The sequence below is a fragment of the Tolypothrix sp. FACHB-123 genome (assembly GCF_014697075.1).
In the GTDB taxonomy this organism is placed as follows: Bacteria; Cyanobacteriota; Cyanobacteriia; order Cyanobacteriales; family Nostocaceae; genus Aulosira.
Genome location: NZ_JACJRE010000015.1, coordinates 93,473 through 106,466, shown reverse-complemented (window position 1 = coordinate 106,466; position 12,994 = coordinate 93,473). Strand labels below are relative to the sequence as shown.

Sequence of the window (12,994 nt, the reverse complement as noted above, 5' to 3'; positions counted from 1 at the left end):
ATTGATTGTTTTAAAACATGATAATTTGGTGTCTAATTTTTAGCGATCGCTCTCTGTAATCAGCAAAAATACCTCTGCATTCATGGCGCTTTTTATCATCAATTAATCTGTAAAAATTTAATACATAAAAAAAGCTTACAGCTAACAGATTTTTTGAATTTCTTCGCTATGTTTAAGGTAATGATGGAGCCGCTACAAATGACACGATATGAAACACTCGCTGAATTAGTCGCCCGCACGGTAATTGAATTTGAGCAACGCGAACTAGAACGCCAAAATGCTCAGGTGCATCAGGTAAAGCCAGAGAAAAAAGCTACTAAGCAGCGTAAATCGAAAAAAGTTGCTTAGTGTAAATATAGTAATTCAATTCCTGTAACTAGGTTGCCATCTACCACTATTTTTTTGATACATCCTTTAAGCAAAGCTTGTTTATCTTCTGGTTCTAATTGTTGCCAATATCTCTCGTTAGAAAAGGCAGAAATAATCCGTTCTTTAGCGATTAAATATTGCTTGGATGCGTTATTTGTCACCGCTAAAGCTGTCGCTATTTGCATTCTGATATCTTCTTTAGCTTTTTCAATGGCAGGATTTGATGGTAATGCTTCTAAGGTATTTAAAGAAGCTCTTAGTGTTTTAATTTCTGCTGATTCTTCAGTATTATCAACTTTTACTTCTACTAATCCTGCTAACCTTTCTGCTTCACGAACTAAATGATTAATTACTTGTTTTTCTAATTCATCGGAAGCAATCATGCGTCCATTTTGACAAGCATTTGTGCGGTAAAAACTGCATTGATAGTGATGACGAATAAACCCTTGGCGTTTAACTAATTTTTTGCATTGGCGGCTATAAGCTGCGCCACAGTGTGCGCATTTAACTAAGTTAGCAAATGGGTTAACATATTTTTGTTCAGTAGCCCAGCGATTATTGCGATTCTCACGAATCATGGCTTTGATCCGTTCGTGTTCTTCACGGGTAATAATCGCTTCATCTTCGTGGGTTCCCCAGGTGACTTCCCATTCATCGAAAGGTTTGCGGTGTCCTTTAGGACGAACCATAATATTGTACAGCGTTCCCCCAGCATAGATAGGGTTAACCAGTATAGAGCGTAACCCAGAAACAGACCATTTCAACCCGGTGTGAGGATAACGCAGATTTAATGCACCGCTACGGGATTTGTTGATATTTTCTAGTAAGATTTCCTCATTTTCTGTGAGGACATTTATTCTCGTATCGGTGGCTTTGGGGACAGCGTTGGCTTGAATACCGAAAGTATCGTGAAGGACTTTTGCTGTTTGCGATACTGTACCGACTTTAAAAAAGGTATCAAAGACAAATCGCATTAATTGCGATCGCGTAAATTCTCTCTTACCAGCAAGCAAACAAACACAAGCACGTTCATCGCGTTTGTACTTATCATCCTCCACAATATACCCCAATGGGGCATTCCAGTGTGGTTTTTTATTTTCTTTGCGGGTATCGCGTTCTTTTTTGACTCGCATCGCCAGCATTTTCACCTCATACTTAGATGCTGCTAGTCTGACATCGATGGTTAACTCACCACCAATACTTGATAAATCAAAAGGTTCATCTAACGCAGATGGCTGTATACTTTTCTTTTTTAACGCATCCATCAACCGATAAAATGTCATTGATGAAGATGTTAACCTGTCAATGCGAATAAATAACAGCTTCGCTACTTTCCCCGGTGCGGTTGCATTGATATCTTCAATTAACTGTAACAGTCCCTTGCGGCGATCGCTCGTCCGGCTTTCTACGTCATAATATATGTGCGTTGCGCCAGCATCACGCAACCGCCGCATTTGTTTGATTAACGCACCTTTATCTTCCGCCTGCTCATCCGTTGAAACCCGTGCATAACCCCAAACGTCCATATATCAAACCATAGAAGCGTTAGCTTCTTATTATATTGATCGCCAGCCCATTAGTTCTCACCATACTCCCAATTCTTGGGGTCAAAACTTCATCACCAGCGTCGGGAAACTCCATACCCTGGTGATTAGAGAGAACTACCGCTTTGGACATCAAGCATTGGTTATCTCTTCCCCACGCCCAAAAGCTCAAAACTTAATAAAAAATTCTCTCAAACAGTAAGAAAATTTTTATAGAAAACTATTGATAAAAGCTAGCAATAAGTTTAAAGTGATATCTAAATAAATTAAGATTATATAAGGCTTTATACGGTGTCCTACCCTAAAACTCTGATGACTAGGCAACTCATATATTTATAAAAAAATTGTCAATTATCTCCTAAAAAACTAGTTGACTGTTGAGAGTATAAATGATAGGGAGCGCAAAACTAGTCCCAAAACTAGACAATCTTCTTCAAGCCAAAGTAAGAGCATGACAAAAGCAACCACAGCATCACCGCCAAACTGGAACACACCGAAAATATCGCCATTAATAGGTCTGATTCTGGGCATATTGATTCTGCTAATTTGCTTAGTCTATAGCGTCACATTGGGTGCAGCGGAAATACCTCTAGACAAGATTTTGGACTCCTTTGTGACCTTTGACGGTTCATACGAACATTTAGTAATTCAGACGGTGAGATTACCGCGATCGCTCATTGCGCTGCTGGTAGGATCAGCCTTAGCAGTCTCCGGCGCATTAATGCAAGGTTTGACGCGCAACCCCTTAGCAGATCCAGGAATTTTGGGTATTGAGTCAGGCGCAGCATTAGCTGTAGTTACCACAATTTTTCTCTTTGGCGGCTCCTCCTTAGGCGTTTTAACCATTGTGGCCTTTGTGGGTGCAGGAGCAACAGCGATGTTAGTCTACTTGCTGGGTTCTTTAGGAAAGGGAGGAGCCACCCCATTAAATCTGACAGTCGCAGGCGCAGCACTCACGGCTTTGATTTCTTCCCTCACCACGGCTATTCTCATCGTCAGTCAACGCACCTTAGAAGAAATTCGCTTTTGGTTGGCTGGTTCCCTAGCTGGCCGCGATATCAACATCTTATTGTCAGCATTACCTTTCGTCATTATTGGCTTAGTCCTAGCTTTTAGCCTTGGTAGACAAATTACAACCATGAGTCTGGGTGAAGATGTGGCTAAAGGTTTAGGTCAACAGACAGCTTGGGTGAAAATTACGACTGCTATTAGTGTGGTGTTACTGGCGGGAAGTTCCGTATCTCTAGCCGGGCCTATCGGCTTTATTGGCTTAGTCGTTCCCCATATGGTGAGATTTTTTATCAAAGCTGATTACCGTTGGATTTTGCCTTACTCCGCAGTTGTCGGTGCAACTTTACTTTTAGTTGCAGATGTGGCGGCGCGGATATTACTCAAACCCCAGGAATTACCTGTAGGTGTGATGACAGCATTAGTTGGCGCACCCTTTTTTGTCTACTTGGCTAAATCAAAGGTGAAGAAATGAAGTTGGATTGGCTTGTCATCCGTTCCGAGACAATATCCTTGCGGATTGATCGTCGTGTACCACCAATGCTGCTATGTTTGGCAGTGGCGGTTGTGGTAGCGATGGTGATGAATTTAGGCCGGGGAGAATACCCGATTTCCCCCCTAGACATTATCAAAACCGTATTGGGTATTGATACAGGTAATCCCGATCATGCTTTTGTGATTCATAACTTGCGTCTACCCCGTACCCTTGTGGCTTTTATGGTGGGTATAGCACTGGCAATTTCTGGCACTATCTTGCAAGGGATTACACGCAACCCATTAGCCGATCCCGGCATTATTGGGATTAATGCCGGGGCAAGTCTAGCGGCAGTAACAGTAATTGTACTATTACCATCAGCACCTATTTATACTTTGCCTCTATCAGCCTTTGCAGGTGCTTTATTAATGGCTGGTTTAATTTACTCCTTAGCTTGGAACAATGGGAGTTCCCCCGTTCTGTTCATTTTAATGGGCGTGGGTTTATCTGCGATCGCCAGCGCCTTCACCAGTTTATTAATTACCTTTGGCGATATTTACAGCGTCAGCGATGCGTTGGTGTGGTTAGCTGGTAGTGTTTATGGACGCACCTGGGAACAAGTTTTTTCTTTTTTACCTTGGTTAATTGTGTTTGTGCCAATGGCGTTGATACTAGCTAGACATTTAAATGCCTTAAATTTGGGGGATGATGTCGCCAAAGGGTTAGGTACGCGTGTGGAATGGCAACGGGGTTTACTCGTGCTAGTCGGTGTAGGCTTAGCAGGTGCAGCCGTCGCCACAGCGGGAATGATTGGCTTTGTGGGATTAATTGCACCCCATTTAGGCAGACAGTTAGTAGGTACAAATCATCAAGGTTTAATTCCCACTTCTGCATTGTTAGGAGGAATGCTAGTTGTCGCGGCAGACTTTTTTGGCAGAACTATCTTTGCACCTATCGAAATTCCCTGTGGAGTAGTAACTGCTGCGATTGGCGCACCTTATTTTCTCTATTTATTAATTCGGAATCGCAAGAAGTAGGGGCGGGTTCTGTGAGATTGTCACACAGAAAACAAATATGTCGGTTAAACCCGCCCGTACAACAGTCAACAGTCAACAGTCAACTTTCAACCGTCAACATAATAACAACTATGAAAGGATTATCAACCAAAAGTTTATCTTTAGCTTATGATGGCGTGCCCATTATCCGAGACTTAACTTTGGCAATTCCCACGGGACAAATTACTGCTTTAGTGGGTGCTAATGGTTGCGGTAAATCAACTTTATTAAGAGGTTTAGTCAGATTACTCAAACCTATTGGTGGTACTGTATATCTTGATAGCACTTCAATTTTTAATTTGTCTACTAAAGAAGTAGCGCAACAATTAGGAATTTTACCCCAAAGTCCAGTAGCTCCAGAAGGATTAACAGTCAGAGATTTAGTAGCTCAAGGACGTTATCCTTATCAAAATTGGTTGCAACAGTGGTCAGCTAAAGATGAAAAAATTGTCCAACAGGCGCTGTTAATTACAGATTTATTAGAGTTAGCAGATAGAGCATTAGATACCTTATCGGGTGGACAACGACAACGTGCTTGGATTGCAATGGCACTCGCCCAAGATACAGATATTTTACTATTAGATGAACCAACTACTTTTTTAGATTTAGCACATCAAATAGAAGTTTTAGATTTGTTATATGAATTGAACCAGCATCAGGGACGGACAATTGTCATGGTGTTGCATGATTTGAATCAGGCTTGTCGTTATGCAGATTATCTAGTTGTAGTAAAACAAGGAAGAATTTTCACGGCTGGAGAACCACAAGAAGTAATGACTGAAGAAATGGTACAAGAGGTTTTTGGTTTAGAGTGTCGTGTTGTTTCTGATCCAGTTTTGGGGACACCAATGTGTGTACCCATAGGACGCAAGGGCAAAATCAACACCATTCATAATTAATAATTTCAAGTTTCTACAGGTGTTAAATTCTCGTGAATTGGCAATACTGTTGCCAATAGCGATCGCATTTTTCAATAATTACTTATGCAATTGGGGGCATGAAATGTTAGATAACGAAGTAAGTAGTATATTTTATGCCCTGTTATCAGCATTTTTTGCGGCTTTGACGACTATATTTGCCAAAATTGGCGTCGAAACAATTAACCCCAATATCGCAACCGCCATCCGCACAATAGTAATTTTAATCATGGTTTGGGGTTGGGTTGTCGCTAAAGGACAACTAGATACCATACTGACGATTAGTCCAAAAACTCTACTATTTCTCGTGTTATCTGGGTTGTCCACAGGCTTATCTTGGTTGTTTTACTTTCGCGCTTTACAAGTCGGAAAAGCTTCTTTAGTCGCACCTTTGGACAAATTGAGTTTAGTTTTAGTGCTAATGTTTTCAGTACTTTTTCTGAAGGAACAGTTAACTCTACCTGTGATATTGGGCACTAGCTTGATTTTAACTGGTACACTGCTTTTGATTCGTTGAAAGTCAGTTTTTGGGATGGTGTTATTGATACTCCGCGCGATCGCATTTTCAATGAACTTGACGATTTTCTGCGGCGTGATTTCTTGAATCTGAATTTATCTATAAACCACAAATTCAGCGATAATTGCTCAATTCCCAATGCTTTTCGCTTCAGAGATTCTACTATTTTTTCTGATTGCATATATGTCATGGAGCATGGTCAAATTGTAGAGCAGGGTAAGCATGAATGGGATTTATAGCAGTCTATGGCATTTAGCCCCAAAATCAGTATCAGTCACCGCAAACGCCCATATACCAAGCCATTGAAGCTTTAGTTTTATTTACTCTATAGCCAGCGCATTAGTTCTCTGTTGTTCACCGAGCCAGTTGATCTGCTAATCGGTAACTCCTACGGTAAGTACCTGTGGCGCGATTGCAAGGTACCCTTAGTCAGAATTGGCTATCCCATCATGGATCGTCACCACCTGCACCGCTACAGCACCATCGGTTACCAAGGTGTAATCAACCTCCTCAACTGGGTTGTTAATACAATCTTCGAGGACATCGATCAACGTACCAACATTCCTTCTAAGACAGATATTTCTTACGACTTAGTTCGTTAGAAATCACAGTCACTCGCGGCATATTTAAAAAGTAAAAAGTAACAAGAAATCTCTTTTACTTTTTACTTTTTCCTTGTACCTGAGGTATTGATTATGGCAAGTATCACTCACCATCACTCTCACCCTCATCATCATCGTAATTACCATCCACCTAACTACAAACGCTCTGGTTCTTTTGATATCCTTCAGCCTTTGCGTCGTCTGGTAGATGGTATTACAGTAAAGAATGTTCGTCTTGCCCATTTAATTTGTCGAGTAATACCTTGTTGTTGTCCCTTTGAGCGCGACATCAAATTATTTGGCAAGACTTATCATATTCCTGCACTTTGCAAATTTAATCCTTTGTATAACGAGGTAGTTAGTTTGCGTTTGCGGGCTTTATCTTTTCTGAGCGATGAATGTGGCGAGGATGTGACGCAATACATTTGTTAGACCTGAGACATTAATCAATACCCATTACCTATTACCATTTAGTCATTAGTCATTGGTCATTAGTTATTAGTTATTAATTATTCAAAGTACAACGACGAATGACAACGGACAACACTCAGAGAACAACTAACACCAATTCTACTAAATTCAGCAATATCTTCATTTTTTAGGCTCTTGCAAGCCGAAGCCTGAATTTTGAATTGGTATACACCTACCTGCCATCCAGCAAGAGAAGAGAGATGAACACCCAAGGCAAAATCAACGAGCTGCTTAGTGAGCCAGGATGCGAACATAATCAGCATAAACAGAGCGAAAAGAAAAACAAATCTTGTACCCAACAAGCACAACCAGGAGCAGCTCAAGGAGGTTGTGCTTTTGATGGGGCGATGATTGCATTAGTACCGATTACTGATGCTGCTCATTTAGTCCACGGGCCGATCGCTTGCGCTGGTAATTCCTGGGGGAGCCGTGGTAGTCTCTCTTCCGGCCCCACGCTCTATAAAACGGGCTTTACCACCGACTTAACTGAAAATGATGTCATCTTTGGTGGCGAGAAAAAACTCTATAAAGCCATTGTTGAAATACATAAACGCTATAATCCAGCAGCCATCTTTGTCTACGCTACCTGCGTCACAGCGTTGATTGGTGATGATATGGATGCTGTCTGCAAAACTGCGGCAGAAAAACTGGGAACTCCAGTGATTCCGGTAATTGCGCCGGGATTTATTGGTAGTAAAAACCTGGGTAACCGCTTTGGTGGTGAAGCTTTGCTGGAATATGTAGTTGGTACAGCAGAACCAGAATACACTACACCTTACGATATAAACTTAATCGGCGAGTACAACATTGCCGGCGAAATGTGGGGAGTGACACCACTATTGGAAAAATTGGGCATCCGCGTCTTATCAAAAATCACAGGTGATGCTCGTTATCAAGAAATAACCCATGCTCATCGCGCCAAGCTAAATGTGATGATCTGCTCGCGCGCATTGCTCAACATGGCGAGAAAAATGGAGGAACGGTATGGCATTCCTTACATTGAAGAGTCTTTCTACGGCATCGATGACATGAACCGTTGTCTGCGAAATATTGCCGCTAAATTGGGAGATCCCGATCTACAAGAGCGCACAGAAAAACTGATTGCTGAAGAAACAGCTGCCCTAGATTTGGCTCTGGCTCCCTATCGTGCCCGCCTCCAAGGCAAGCGCGTTGTCTTATATACAGGCGGCGTTAAGAGTTGGTCAATTATTTCCGCAGCCAAAGACTTGGGTATCGAAGTAGTCGCCACCAGCACCCGCAAAAGTACGGAAGAAGACAAATCCAAGATTCGGAAATTACTTGGCACAGAAGGCATCATGTTAGAAAAGGGCAATGCCAAAGAATTGCTGCAACTGGTAAAAGATACCAACGCCGATATGTTAATTGCTGGGGGACGTAACCAATATACCGCCCTTAAAGCCCGGATTCCCTTCCTGGATATTAACCAAGAACGTCACCATCCCTATGCAGGTTATGTAGGTATGGTAGAAATGGCACGCGAATTATATGAAGCACTCTACAGCCCAATTTGGGAACAAATTCGCAAGCCAGCGCCTTGGGATGAGGAAACAGGGTTTTTCACAACGGCTGATGAAACTGGCTTAGTAGAAGAGGTAAGTTAATGGCGATCGTTACTACTCCCAACAAACCAGTTACAGTTAATCCTTTAAAGCAAAGTCAAGCTTTAGGTGCATCTCTAGCCTTCTTGGGATTAAAGGGAATCATTCCCTTATTTCACGGTTCTCAAGGTTGTACTGCTTTTGCCAAAGTTGTATTAGTGCGGCATTTTCGGGAAGCAATTCCCCTAGCAACTACAGCCATGACCGAAGTAACTACCATCTTAGGTGGTGAGGAAAACGTCGAACAAGCAATTCTCACCTTGGTAGAAAAATCCCAGCCGGAAATTATCGGTTTATGTAGCACAGGGTTAACGGAAACTCGCGGTGATGACATCGAACGTTTCCTCAAAGAAATTCGCGATCGCCATCCAGAATTAGATAAGCTACCGATTATCTTTGCACCCACACCCGATTTTAAAGGTGCTTTGCAAGATGGCTATGCAGTAGCAGTAGAAAGCATCGTTAAGGAAATTCCTCGCCCTTGTGCTACCAAAATTGAACAAGTCACCATCTTGGCGGGTTCATCTTTTACACCAGGGGACATCCAAGAAATTAAAGAAATGGTAACTAGCTTTGGCTTAGTTCCCATTGTTGTCCCAGATTTGAGCGTTTCCTTAGATGGACATTTAGAAGATTCCTACAGCGCCATCACAGCTAGCGGGACAACATTAGCCCAACTGCGGGAAGTTGGCGGTTCCGCCTTCACAATCGCCTTGGGTGAAAGTATGCGCGGTGCTGCGCGGATTCTCCAAGATAGATTTGGGATTCCCTATGAAGTTTTTGGACAACTCACAGGCTTAGAACCTGTAGATGAGTTTCTTCATGCTTTAGCAGTACTTAGCGGTAACAGCGTCCCGGAAAAATATCGCCGCCAGCGTCGCCAATTGCAAGACGCAATGTTAGATACTCACTTTTATTTTGGTGCCAAACGAGTATCCTTAGCTTTAGAACCAGATTTGTTGTGGTCAGCAGTTCATTTTCTGCAATCGATGGGAGCGCAAATTCATGGGGCGGTGACAACTACGCGATCGCCTTTATTAGAAAAACTTCCCATCAAAAGCGTCACCATTGGCGATTTAGAAGACTTTGAGGAACTAGCCACAGGCTCAGACTTGTTAATTGGCAACTCTAACGTAGGCGCGATCGCTAAACGTCTATCCATTCCCCTCTATCGCCTCGGCATCCCCATTTACGATCGCCTTGGTAACGGTCAGTTTACCAAAGTCGGCTACCGCGGCACAATGGAACTTTTGTTTGGCATGGGCAACCTGTTTTTAGAAGCAGAAGAAGAGAGAGTAAAAAACTTCCACGGAGATTGGTAATAACTATTGTCAGTGGTCAGTAGTTAGTAGTCAGTAGCAATCATAAAAGCTACTGACTACTGACACTTGACAACTGACTAATGACAAATGACAAAGGACAAATAAAATGAAAATTGCCTTTACGACAAGTGACCGAGTTCATATTAATGCTCACTTCGGATGGGCAAGACAAATTGAGGTTTATGAAGTCTCAGAAGAAGGATCTACATTTGTTGAGACATTAACCTTTGAAGGCGACCTCAAAGAAGATGGTAACGAGGATAAAATCACCCCAAAACTAGAAGCGCTAGGTGATTGTACCATTGTTTATGTATTAGCAATTGGTGGTAGCGCTGCTGCTCGTTTAATCAAAAAAGGTGTCACCCCAATTAAAGCGCGATCGGAAGAAGAAGAAATCGCCGAAGTTTTAACTAAATTAGTGCAAACACTCAAAGGTAACCCCCCACCTTGGTTGCGGAAAGCATTAAAGCAGAAAGATACAAGCTTTGCCGATGAATTAGAGAATGAAGCAACAGTATGACCTTAGATAATAGCGTTAACGGTACCGCCAGTACCACAGTATCAAATTCACCATTCCTCAAGACAATTGTCCAACAAATTCGGGGACAAGATACCTATGGAACCTACCGGAATTGGGCAGATGATTTAATTCTTAAACCTTACGTAGTTAGCAAACAAAAAAAACGGGAAATCCCCCTCGATGGTGAAGTAGACCCCCTCACCAAAGCCAGAATCATGGCATTCTATCGAGCCGTAGCCGCTTGTATTGAAAAAGAAACCGGTTTAATTTCCCACGTCGTAGTTGACTTAAGCCATGAAGGATTTGGCTGGGTACTTGTATTCTCTGGTCGCCTCTTGTTAGTAGCTAGAACCTTAAGAGATGCTCATCGCTTTGGCTTTGACTCCTTAGAAAAAGTCGCCGAAGAAGGAGCCAAGCTAGTAGAAAAGGGCATCGATTTAGCAAAACGCTTCCCCGAAGTTGGCAAGCTTTAATTAGTCAATAGCCATTGGTCATTGGTCATTGGTCAATAGTCAATGGTCAATGGTCAATAGTCATTGTTGATTAGTTTTAGACAAGCAACAACTGACGACTGACAACTGACAACTGACAACTGACAAATAACCAATGTCAACCGAAGAACTACAAGGCAAAATCAGAAGGCTCAATAGTAAAGCAGGTCAAATGAAAATGGATCTGCATGACTTAGCAGAGGGATTACCCACCGACTTTGAGAAATTAATGGATGTGGCTGCTGAAACTTATGCCATCTATCGCGAGTTAGATGAACTTAAGCAACAGCTTAAAAAAATGGAGAAAGGTCAATGAGCCAGAATATTGATGAATTTAAAAAGCTCGTAGATGCAGAGGAATTCTTTCAATTCTTTAACCTGCCCTACGACCAAAATTTTGTGAATGTTAACCGTTTACATATTCTCAAAAAATTCTCCCAATTCATCAGAGAAATTGATGAGAATTTTCCTGATTTAACACCAGAAGAAAAACTCGCACAATACGCCATAGCCTTGCAAAAAGCTGCTGACGTATTTGTCGAATCCACACCTCAAGAACAGAAGCTGTTTAAGGTGTTTAACGACAAGCCAAAGAATGTAGTCAAGCTGACAGAAATCACTTCTGATTAGGAGGTAAATAGTGGTAAACCTGACGCCTACCGAATTAGAACGCTATAGTCGCCAAATGATGCTCCCTAATTTTGGCGAATTAGCTCAGAAGCGCCTGAAGTCAGCGACGGTTCTGGTTACAGGTGTGGGGGGATTAGGCGGTACGGCGGCGCTTTACCTAGCTGTAGCGGGCGTTGGGCGACTAATCTTAGTCCGGGGTGGTGACTTGCGGCTAGATGATATGAATCGTCAAATTCTGATGAGTGACGATTGGGTTGGTAAGCCAAGGGTACTCAAAGCGAAAGAAACTTTGGCAGCGATTAATCCTGATGTCCAAGTCGAAGCAATTCAAGATTACATCACCCCAGAAAATGTAGATGAGTTGGTACAGTCTGCTGATATGGCTCTTGACTGCGCCCATAATTTTACCGAGCGTAATTTGTTGAATGCAGCTTGTGTGCGTTGGCGTAAGCCGATGGTGGAAGCAGCAATGGACGGAATGGAGGCTTACCTGACTACCATTATTCCTGGTGTGACTCCTTGCTTGTCCTGCTTGTTTCCAGAAAAACCTGATTGGGATCGGCGTGGCTTTTCAGTTCTGGGGGCTGTTTCTGGGACACTGGCTTGTCTCACAGCACTAGAAGCGGTCAAGTTGATTACTGGGTTTAGTCAACCGTTACTGTCACAACTGTTGACAATCGACCTCAATCGGATGGAATTTGCCAAACGACGTTCTCAACGCGATCGCGCTTGTCCAGTTTGCGGAAATAGTGCACCCTGGAGATACGCACAATCAGGTTCAATGGAACCCACCAGTAATCTCACAAAATAATCAGCTTATTTGCGTCACAATTGCATATCTCTTCGTTCCCGCCTTAATTAGTTGTTTGGATTCTGCCCATTCAAATAACTCATTATCAAGGAAAAATATGCAATTAGCACGTCTAACAGCTTAAAAAACCCACCTGTGATTAAAACCACTATCGCGATATATCAGGAGATGTGATGACTGTTACGTTGACAGAAAAAGCTGAATTCCGTCTGCGGGCGTTCTTAGTCGGTTCTGCTCCCGACTCCAATAGTGCAACTAAAGGCGTTCGCATCTCTGTAAAAGATGGTGGTTGCAGTGGCTATGAGTATGGTATCGAAATTACTAGTAAGCCACAACCAGACGATTTAGTAATTCAGCAAGGTAAAGTACTACTTTACGTTGATGCAAACAGCGCACCGTTATTAGAAGGTGTCGTCATCGATTTTGTTGATGGGGTTATGGACAGTGGTTTTAAGTTTACTAACCCCAATGCAACCGATACTTGTGGTTGTGGTAAATCCTTCAAAACTGGTGATTGCTCGCCTAACGGTGTACCTTGCAGCTAATAATGTTTCAGATTTAATCAACACATTAAAACTACTTTGCGAAATTCACAAAACAGGGTGAAAAGATTGAATTCCGCCTAGCAGTAATTCTGTCAAAT

At 42.4% G+C, this 12,994-nt stretch carries 16 protein-coding genes and 1 pseudogene; 16 read left to right on the top strand and 1 reads right to left on the bottom strand.

Annotated features, from left to right (window positions below; translation table 11 throughout):
- Positions 1–198: 198 nt before the first annotated feature.
- Positions 199–348, top strand: coding sequence for a hypothetical protein (locus H6G41_RS12680; protein WP_190746537.1), 150 nt, complete (start codon positions 199–201; stop codon positions 346–348).
- Here the strand turns inward: H6G41_RS12680 and xisF are convergent.
- Complete coding sequence (gene xisF / locus H6G41_RS12675; protein WP_190746536.1) at positions 345–1,895, bottom strand: fdxN element excision recombinase XisF; 1,551 nt, start codon at positions 1,893–1,895, stop codon at positions 345–347. The genes H6G41_RS12680 and xisF overlap by 4 nt on opposite strands.
- A 469-nt stretch (positions 1,896–2,364) precedes the next feature.
- Here xisF and H6G41_RS12670 point away from each other — a divergent pair, with 469 nt between their 5' ends.
- From H6G41_RS12670 to H6G41_RS12600, 15 genes and pseudogenes are all read left to right on the top strand, one after another.
- A complete protein-coding gene (locus H6G41_RS12670; RefSeq protein ID WP_190746535.1) occupies positions 2,365–3,396 on the top strand; it encodes an iron ABC transporter permease in 1,032 nt (343 codons plus the stop codon).
- On the top strand, positions 3,393–4,433 hold the full coding sequence (locus tag H6G41_RS12665) for an iron ABC transporter permease (RefSeq protein WP_190746534.1): 1,041 nt from the start codon (positions 3,393–3,395) through the stop codon (positions 4,431–4,433). The genes H6G41_RS12670 and H6G41_RS12665 overlap by 4 nt, the downstream gene beginning before the upstream one ends.
- Before the next feature lie 110 nt (positions 4,434–4,543).
- Complete coding sequence (locus tag H6G41_RS12660; RefSeq protein WP_190746533.1) at positions 4,544–5,350, top strand: ABC transporter ATP-binding protein; 807 nt, start codon at positions 4,544–4,546, stop codon at positions 5,348–5,350.
- Positions 5,351–5,369: 19 nt separating this feature from the next.
- Positions 5,370–5,885 (top strand): EamA family transporter, encoded by a 516-nt coding sequence (locus H6G41_RS12655; protein ID WP_374939423.1) that lies wholly within the window; start codon positions 5,370–5,372, stop codon positions 5,883–5,885.
- Positions 5,882–6,124 (top strand): hypothetical protein, encoded by a 243-nt coding sequence (locus H6G41_RS12650; protein WP_190746579.1) that lies wholly within the window; start codon positions 5,882–5,884, stop codon positions 6,122–6,124. The genes H6G41_RS12655 and H6G41_RS12650 overlap by 4 nt, the downstream gene beginning before the upstream one ends.
- Before the next feature lie 105 nt (positions 6,125–6,229).
- Positions 6,230–6,487, top strand: a pseudogene (locus H6G41_RS12645) (nitrogenase component 1); the annotation flags it as partial.
- A gap of 93 nt (positions 6,488–6,580) precedes the next feature.
- A complete protein-coding gene (locus H6G41_RS12640; RefSeq protein WP_190746532.1) occupies positions 6,581–6,919 on the top strand; it encodes a Mo-dependent nitrogenase C-terminal domain-containing protein in 339 nt (112 codons plus the stop codon).
- Positions 6,920–7,158: 239 nt separating this feature from the next.
- Positions 7,159–8,580 (top strand): nitrogenase iron-molybdenum cofactor biosynthesis protein NifE, encoded by a 1,422-nt coding sequence (gene nifE, locus H6G41_RS12635; RefSeq protein ID WP_190746531.1) that lies wholly within the window; start codon positions 7,159–7,161, stop codon positions 8,578–8,580.
- On the top strand, positions 8,580–9,899 hold the full coding sequence (gene nifN, locus H6G41_RS12630; protein WP_190746530.1) for a nitrogenase iron-molybdenum cofactor biosynthesis protein NifN: 1,320 nt from the start codon (positions 8,580–8,582) through the stop codon (positions 9,897–9,899). The genes nifE and nifN overlap by 1 nt, the downstream gene beginning before the upstream one ends.
- A 106-nt stretch (positions 9,900–10,005) precedes the next feature.
- Entirely contained in the window at positions 10,006–10,419 is a 414-nt protein-coding gene (nifX, locus tag H6G41_RS12625) for a nitrogen fixation protein NifX (RefSeq protein WP_190746529.1), read from the top strand.
- Complete coding sequence (locus H6G41_RS12620) at positions 10,416–10,892, top strand: NifX-associated nitrogen fixation protein (protein ID WP_190746528.1); 477 nt, start codon at positions 10,416–10,418, stop codon at positions 10,890–10,892. The genes nifX and H6G41_RS12620 overlap by 4 nt, the downstream gene beginning before the upstream one ends.
- 133 nt (positions 10,893–11,025) lie before the next feature.
- On the top strand, positions 11,026–11,226 hold the full coding sequence (locus tag H6G41_RS12615) for a CCE_0567 family metalloprotein (protein WP_190746527.1): 201 nt from the start codon (positions 11,026–11,028) through the stop codon (positions 11,224–11,226).
- Positions 11,223–11,540 carry a nitrogenase-stabilizing/protective protein NifW gene (nifW, locus tag H6G41_RS12610; RefSeq protein ID WP_190746526.1) on the top strand — a complete coding sequence of 106 codons (318 nt, stop codon included), beginning with the start codon at positions 11,223–11,225 and terminating at the stop codon, positions 11,538–11,540. The genes H6G41_RS12615 and nifW overlap by 4 nt, the downstream gene beginning before the upstream one ends.
- A gap of 10 nt (positions 11,541–11,550) precedes the next feature.
- Complete coding sequence (locus H6G41_RS12605; protein WP_190746525.1) at positions 11,551–12,351, top strand: ThiF family adenylyltransferase; 801 nt, start codon at positions 11,551–11,553, stop codon at positions 12,349–12,351.
- A gap of 173 nt (positions 12,352–12,524) precedes the next feature.
- The gene (locus H6G41_RS12600; protein WP_190746524.1) at positions 12,525–12,896 is read left to right on the top strand and encodes an iron-sulfur cluster assembly accessory protein; all 372 of its coding nucleotides are present in this window, start codon (positions 12,525–12,527) and stop codon (positions 12,894–12,896) included.
- Positions 12,897–12,994: the final 98 nt, after the last annotated feature.

Bases quoted from the DNA above. Each gene is read 5' to 3' on its own strand.
- H6G41_RS12620 (WP_190746528.1), top strand. From the start codon at position 10,416: ATGACCTTAGATAATAGCGTTAACGGTACCGCCAGTACCACAGTATCA.
- xisF (WP_190746536.1), bottom strand. From the start codon at position 1,895: ATGGACGTTTGGGGTTATGCACGGGTTTCAACGGATGAGCAGGCGGAA.
- H6G41_RS12640 (WP_190746532.1), top strand. From the start codon at position 6,581: ATGGCAAGTATCACTCACCATCACTCTCACCCTCATCATCATCGTAAT.
- H6G41_RS12660 (WP_190746533.1), top strand. From the start codon at position 4,544: ATGAAAGGATTATCAACCAAAAGTTTATCTTTAGCTTATGATGGCGTG.
- H6G41_RS12670 (WP_190746535.1), top strand. From the start codon at position 2,365: ATGACAAAAGCAACCACAGCATCACCGCCAAACTGGAACACACCGAAA.
- H6G41_RS12665 (WP_190746534.1), top strand. From the start codon at position 3,393: ATGAAGTTGGATTGGCTTGTCATCCGTTCCGAGACAATATCCTTGCGG.
- nifX (WP_190746529.1), top strand. From the start codon at position 10,006: ATGAAAATTGCCTTTACGACAAGTGACCGAGTTCATATTAATGCTCAC.
- nifW (WP_190746526.1), top strand. From the start codon at position 11,223: ATGAGCCAGAATATTGATGAATTTAAAAAGCTCGTAGATGCAGAGGAA.
- nifN (WP_190746530.1), top strand. From the start codon at position 8,580: ATGGCGATCGTTACTACTCCCAACAAACCAGTTACAGTTAATCCTTTA.
- H6G41_RS12615 (WP_190746527.1), top strand. From the start codon at position 11,026: ATGTCAACCGAAGAACTACAAGGCAAAATCAGAAGGCTCAATAGTAAA.
- H6G41_RS12600 (WP_190746524.1), top strand. From the start codon at position 12,525: ATGACTGTTACGTTGACAGAAAAAGCTGAATTCCGTCTGCGGGCGTTC.
- nifE (WP_190746531.1), top strand. From the start codon at position 7,159: ATGAACACCCAAGGCAAAATCAACGAGCTGCTTAGTGAGCCAGGATGC.
- H6G41_RS12680 (WP_190746537.1), top strand. From the start codon at position 199: ATGACACGATATGAAACACTCGCTGAATTAGTCGCCCGCACGGTAATT.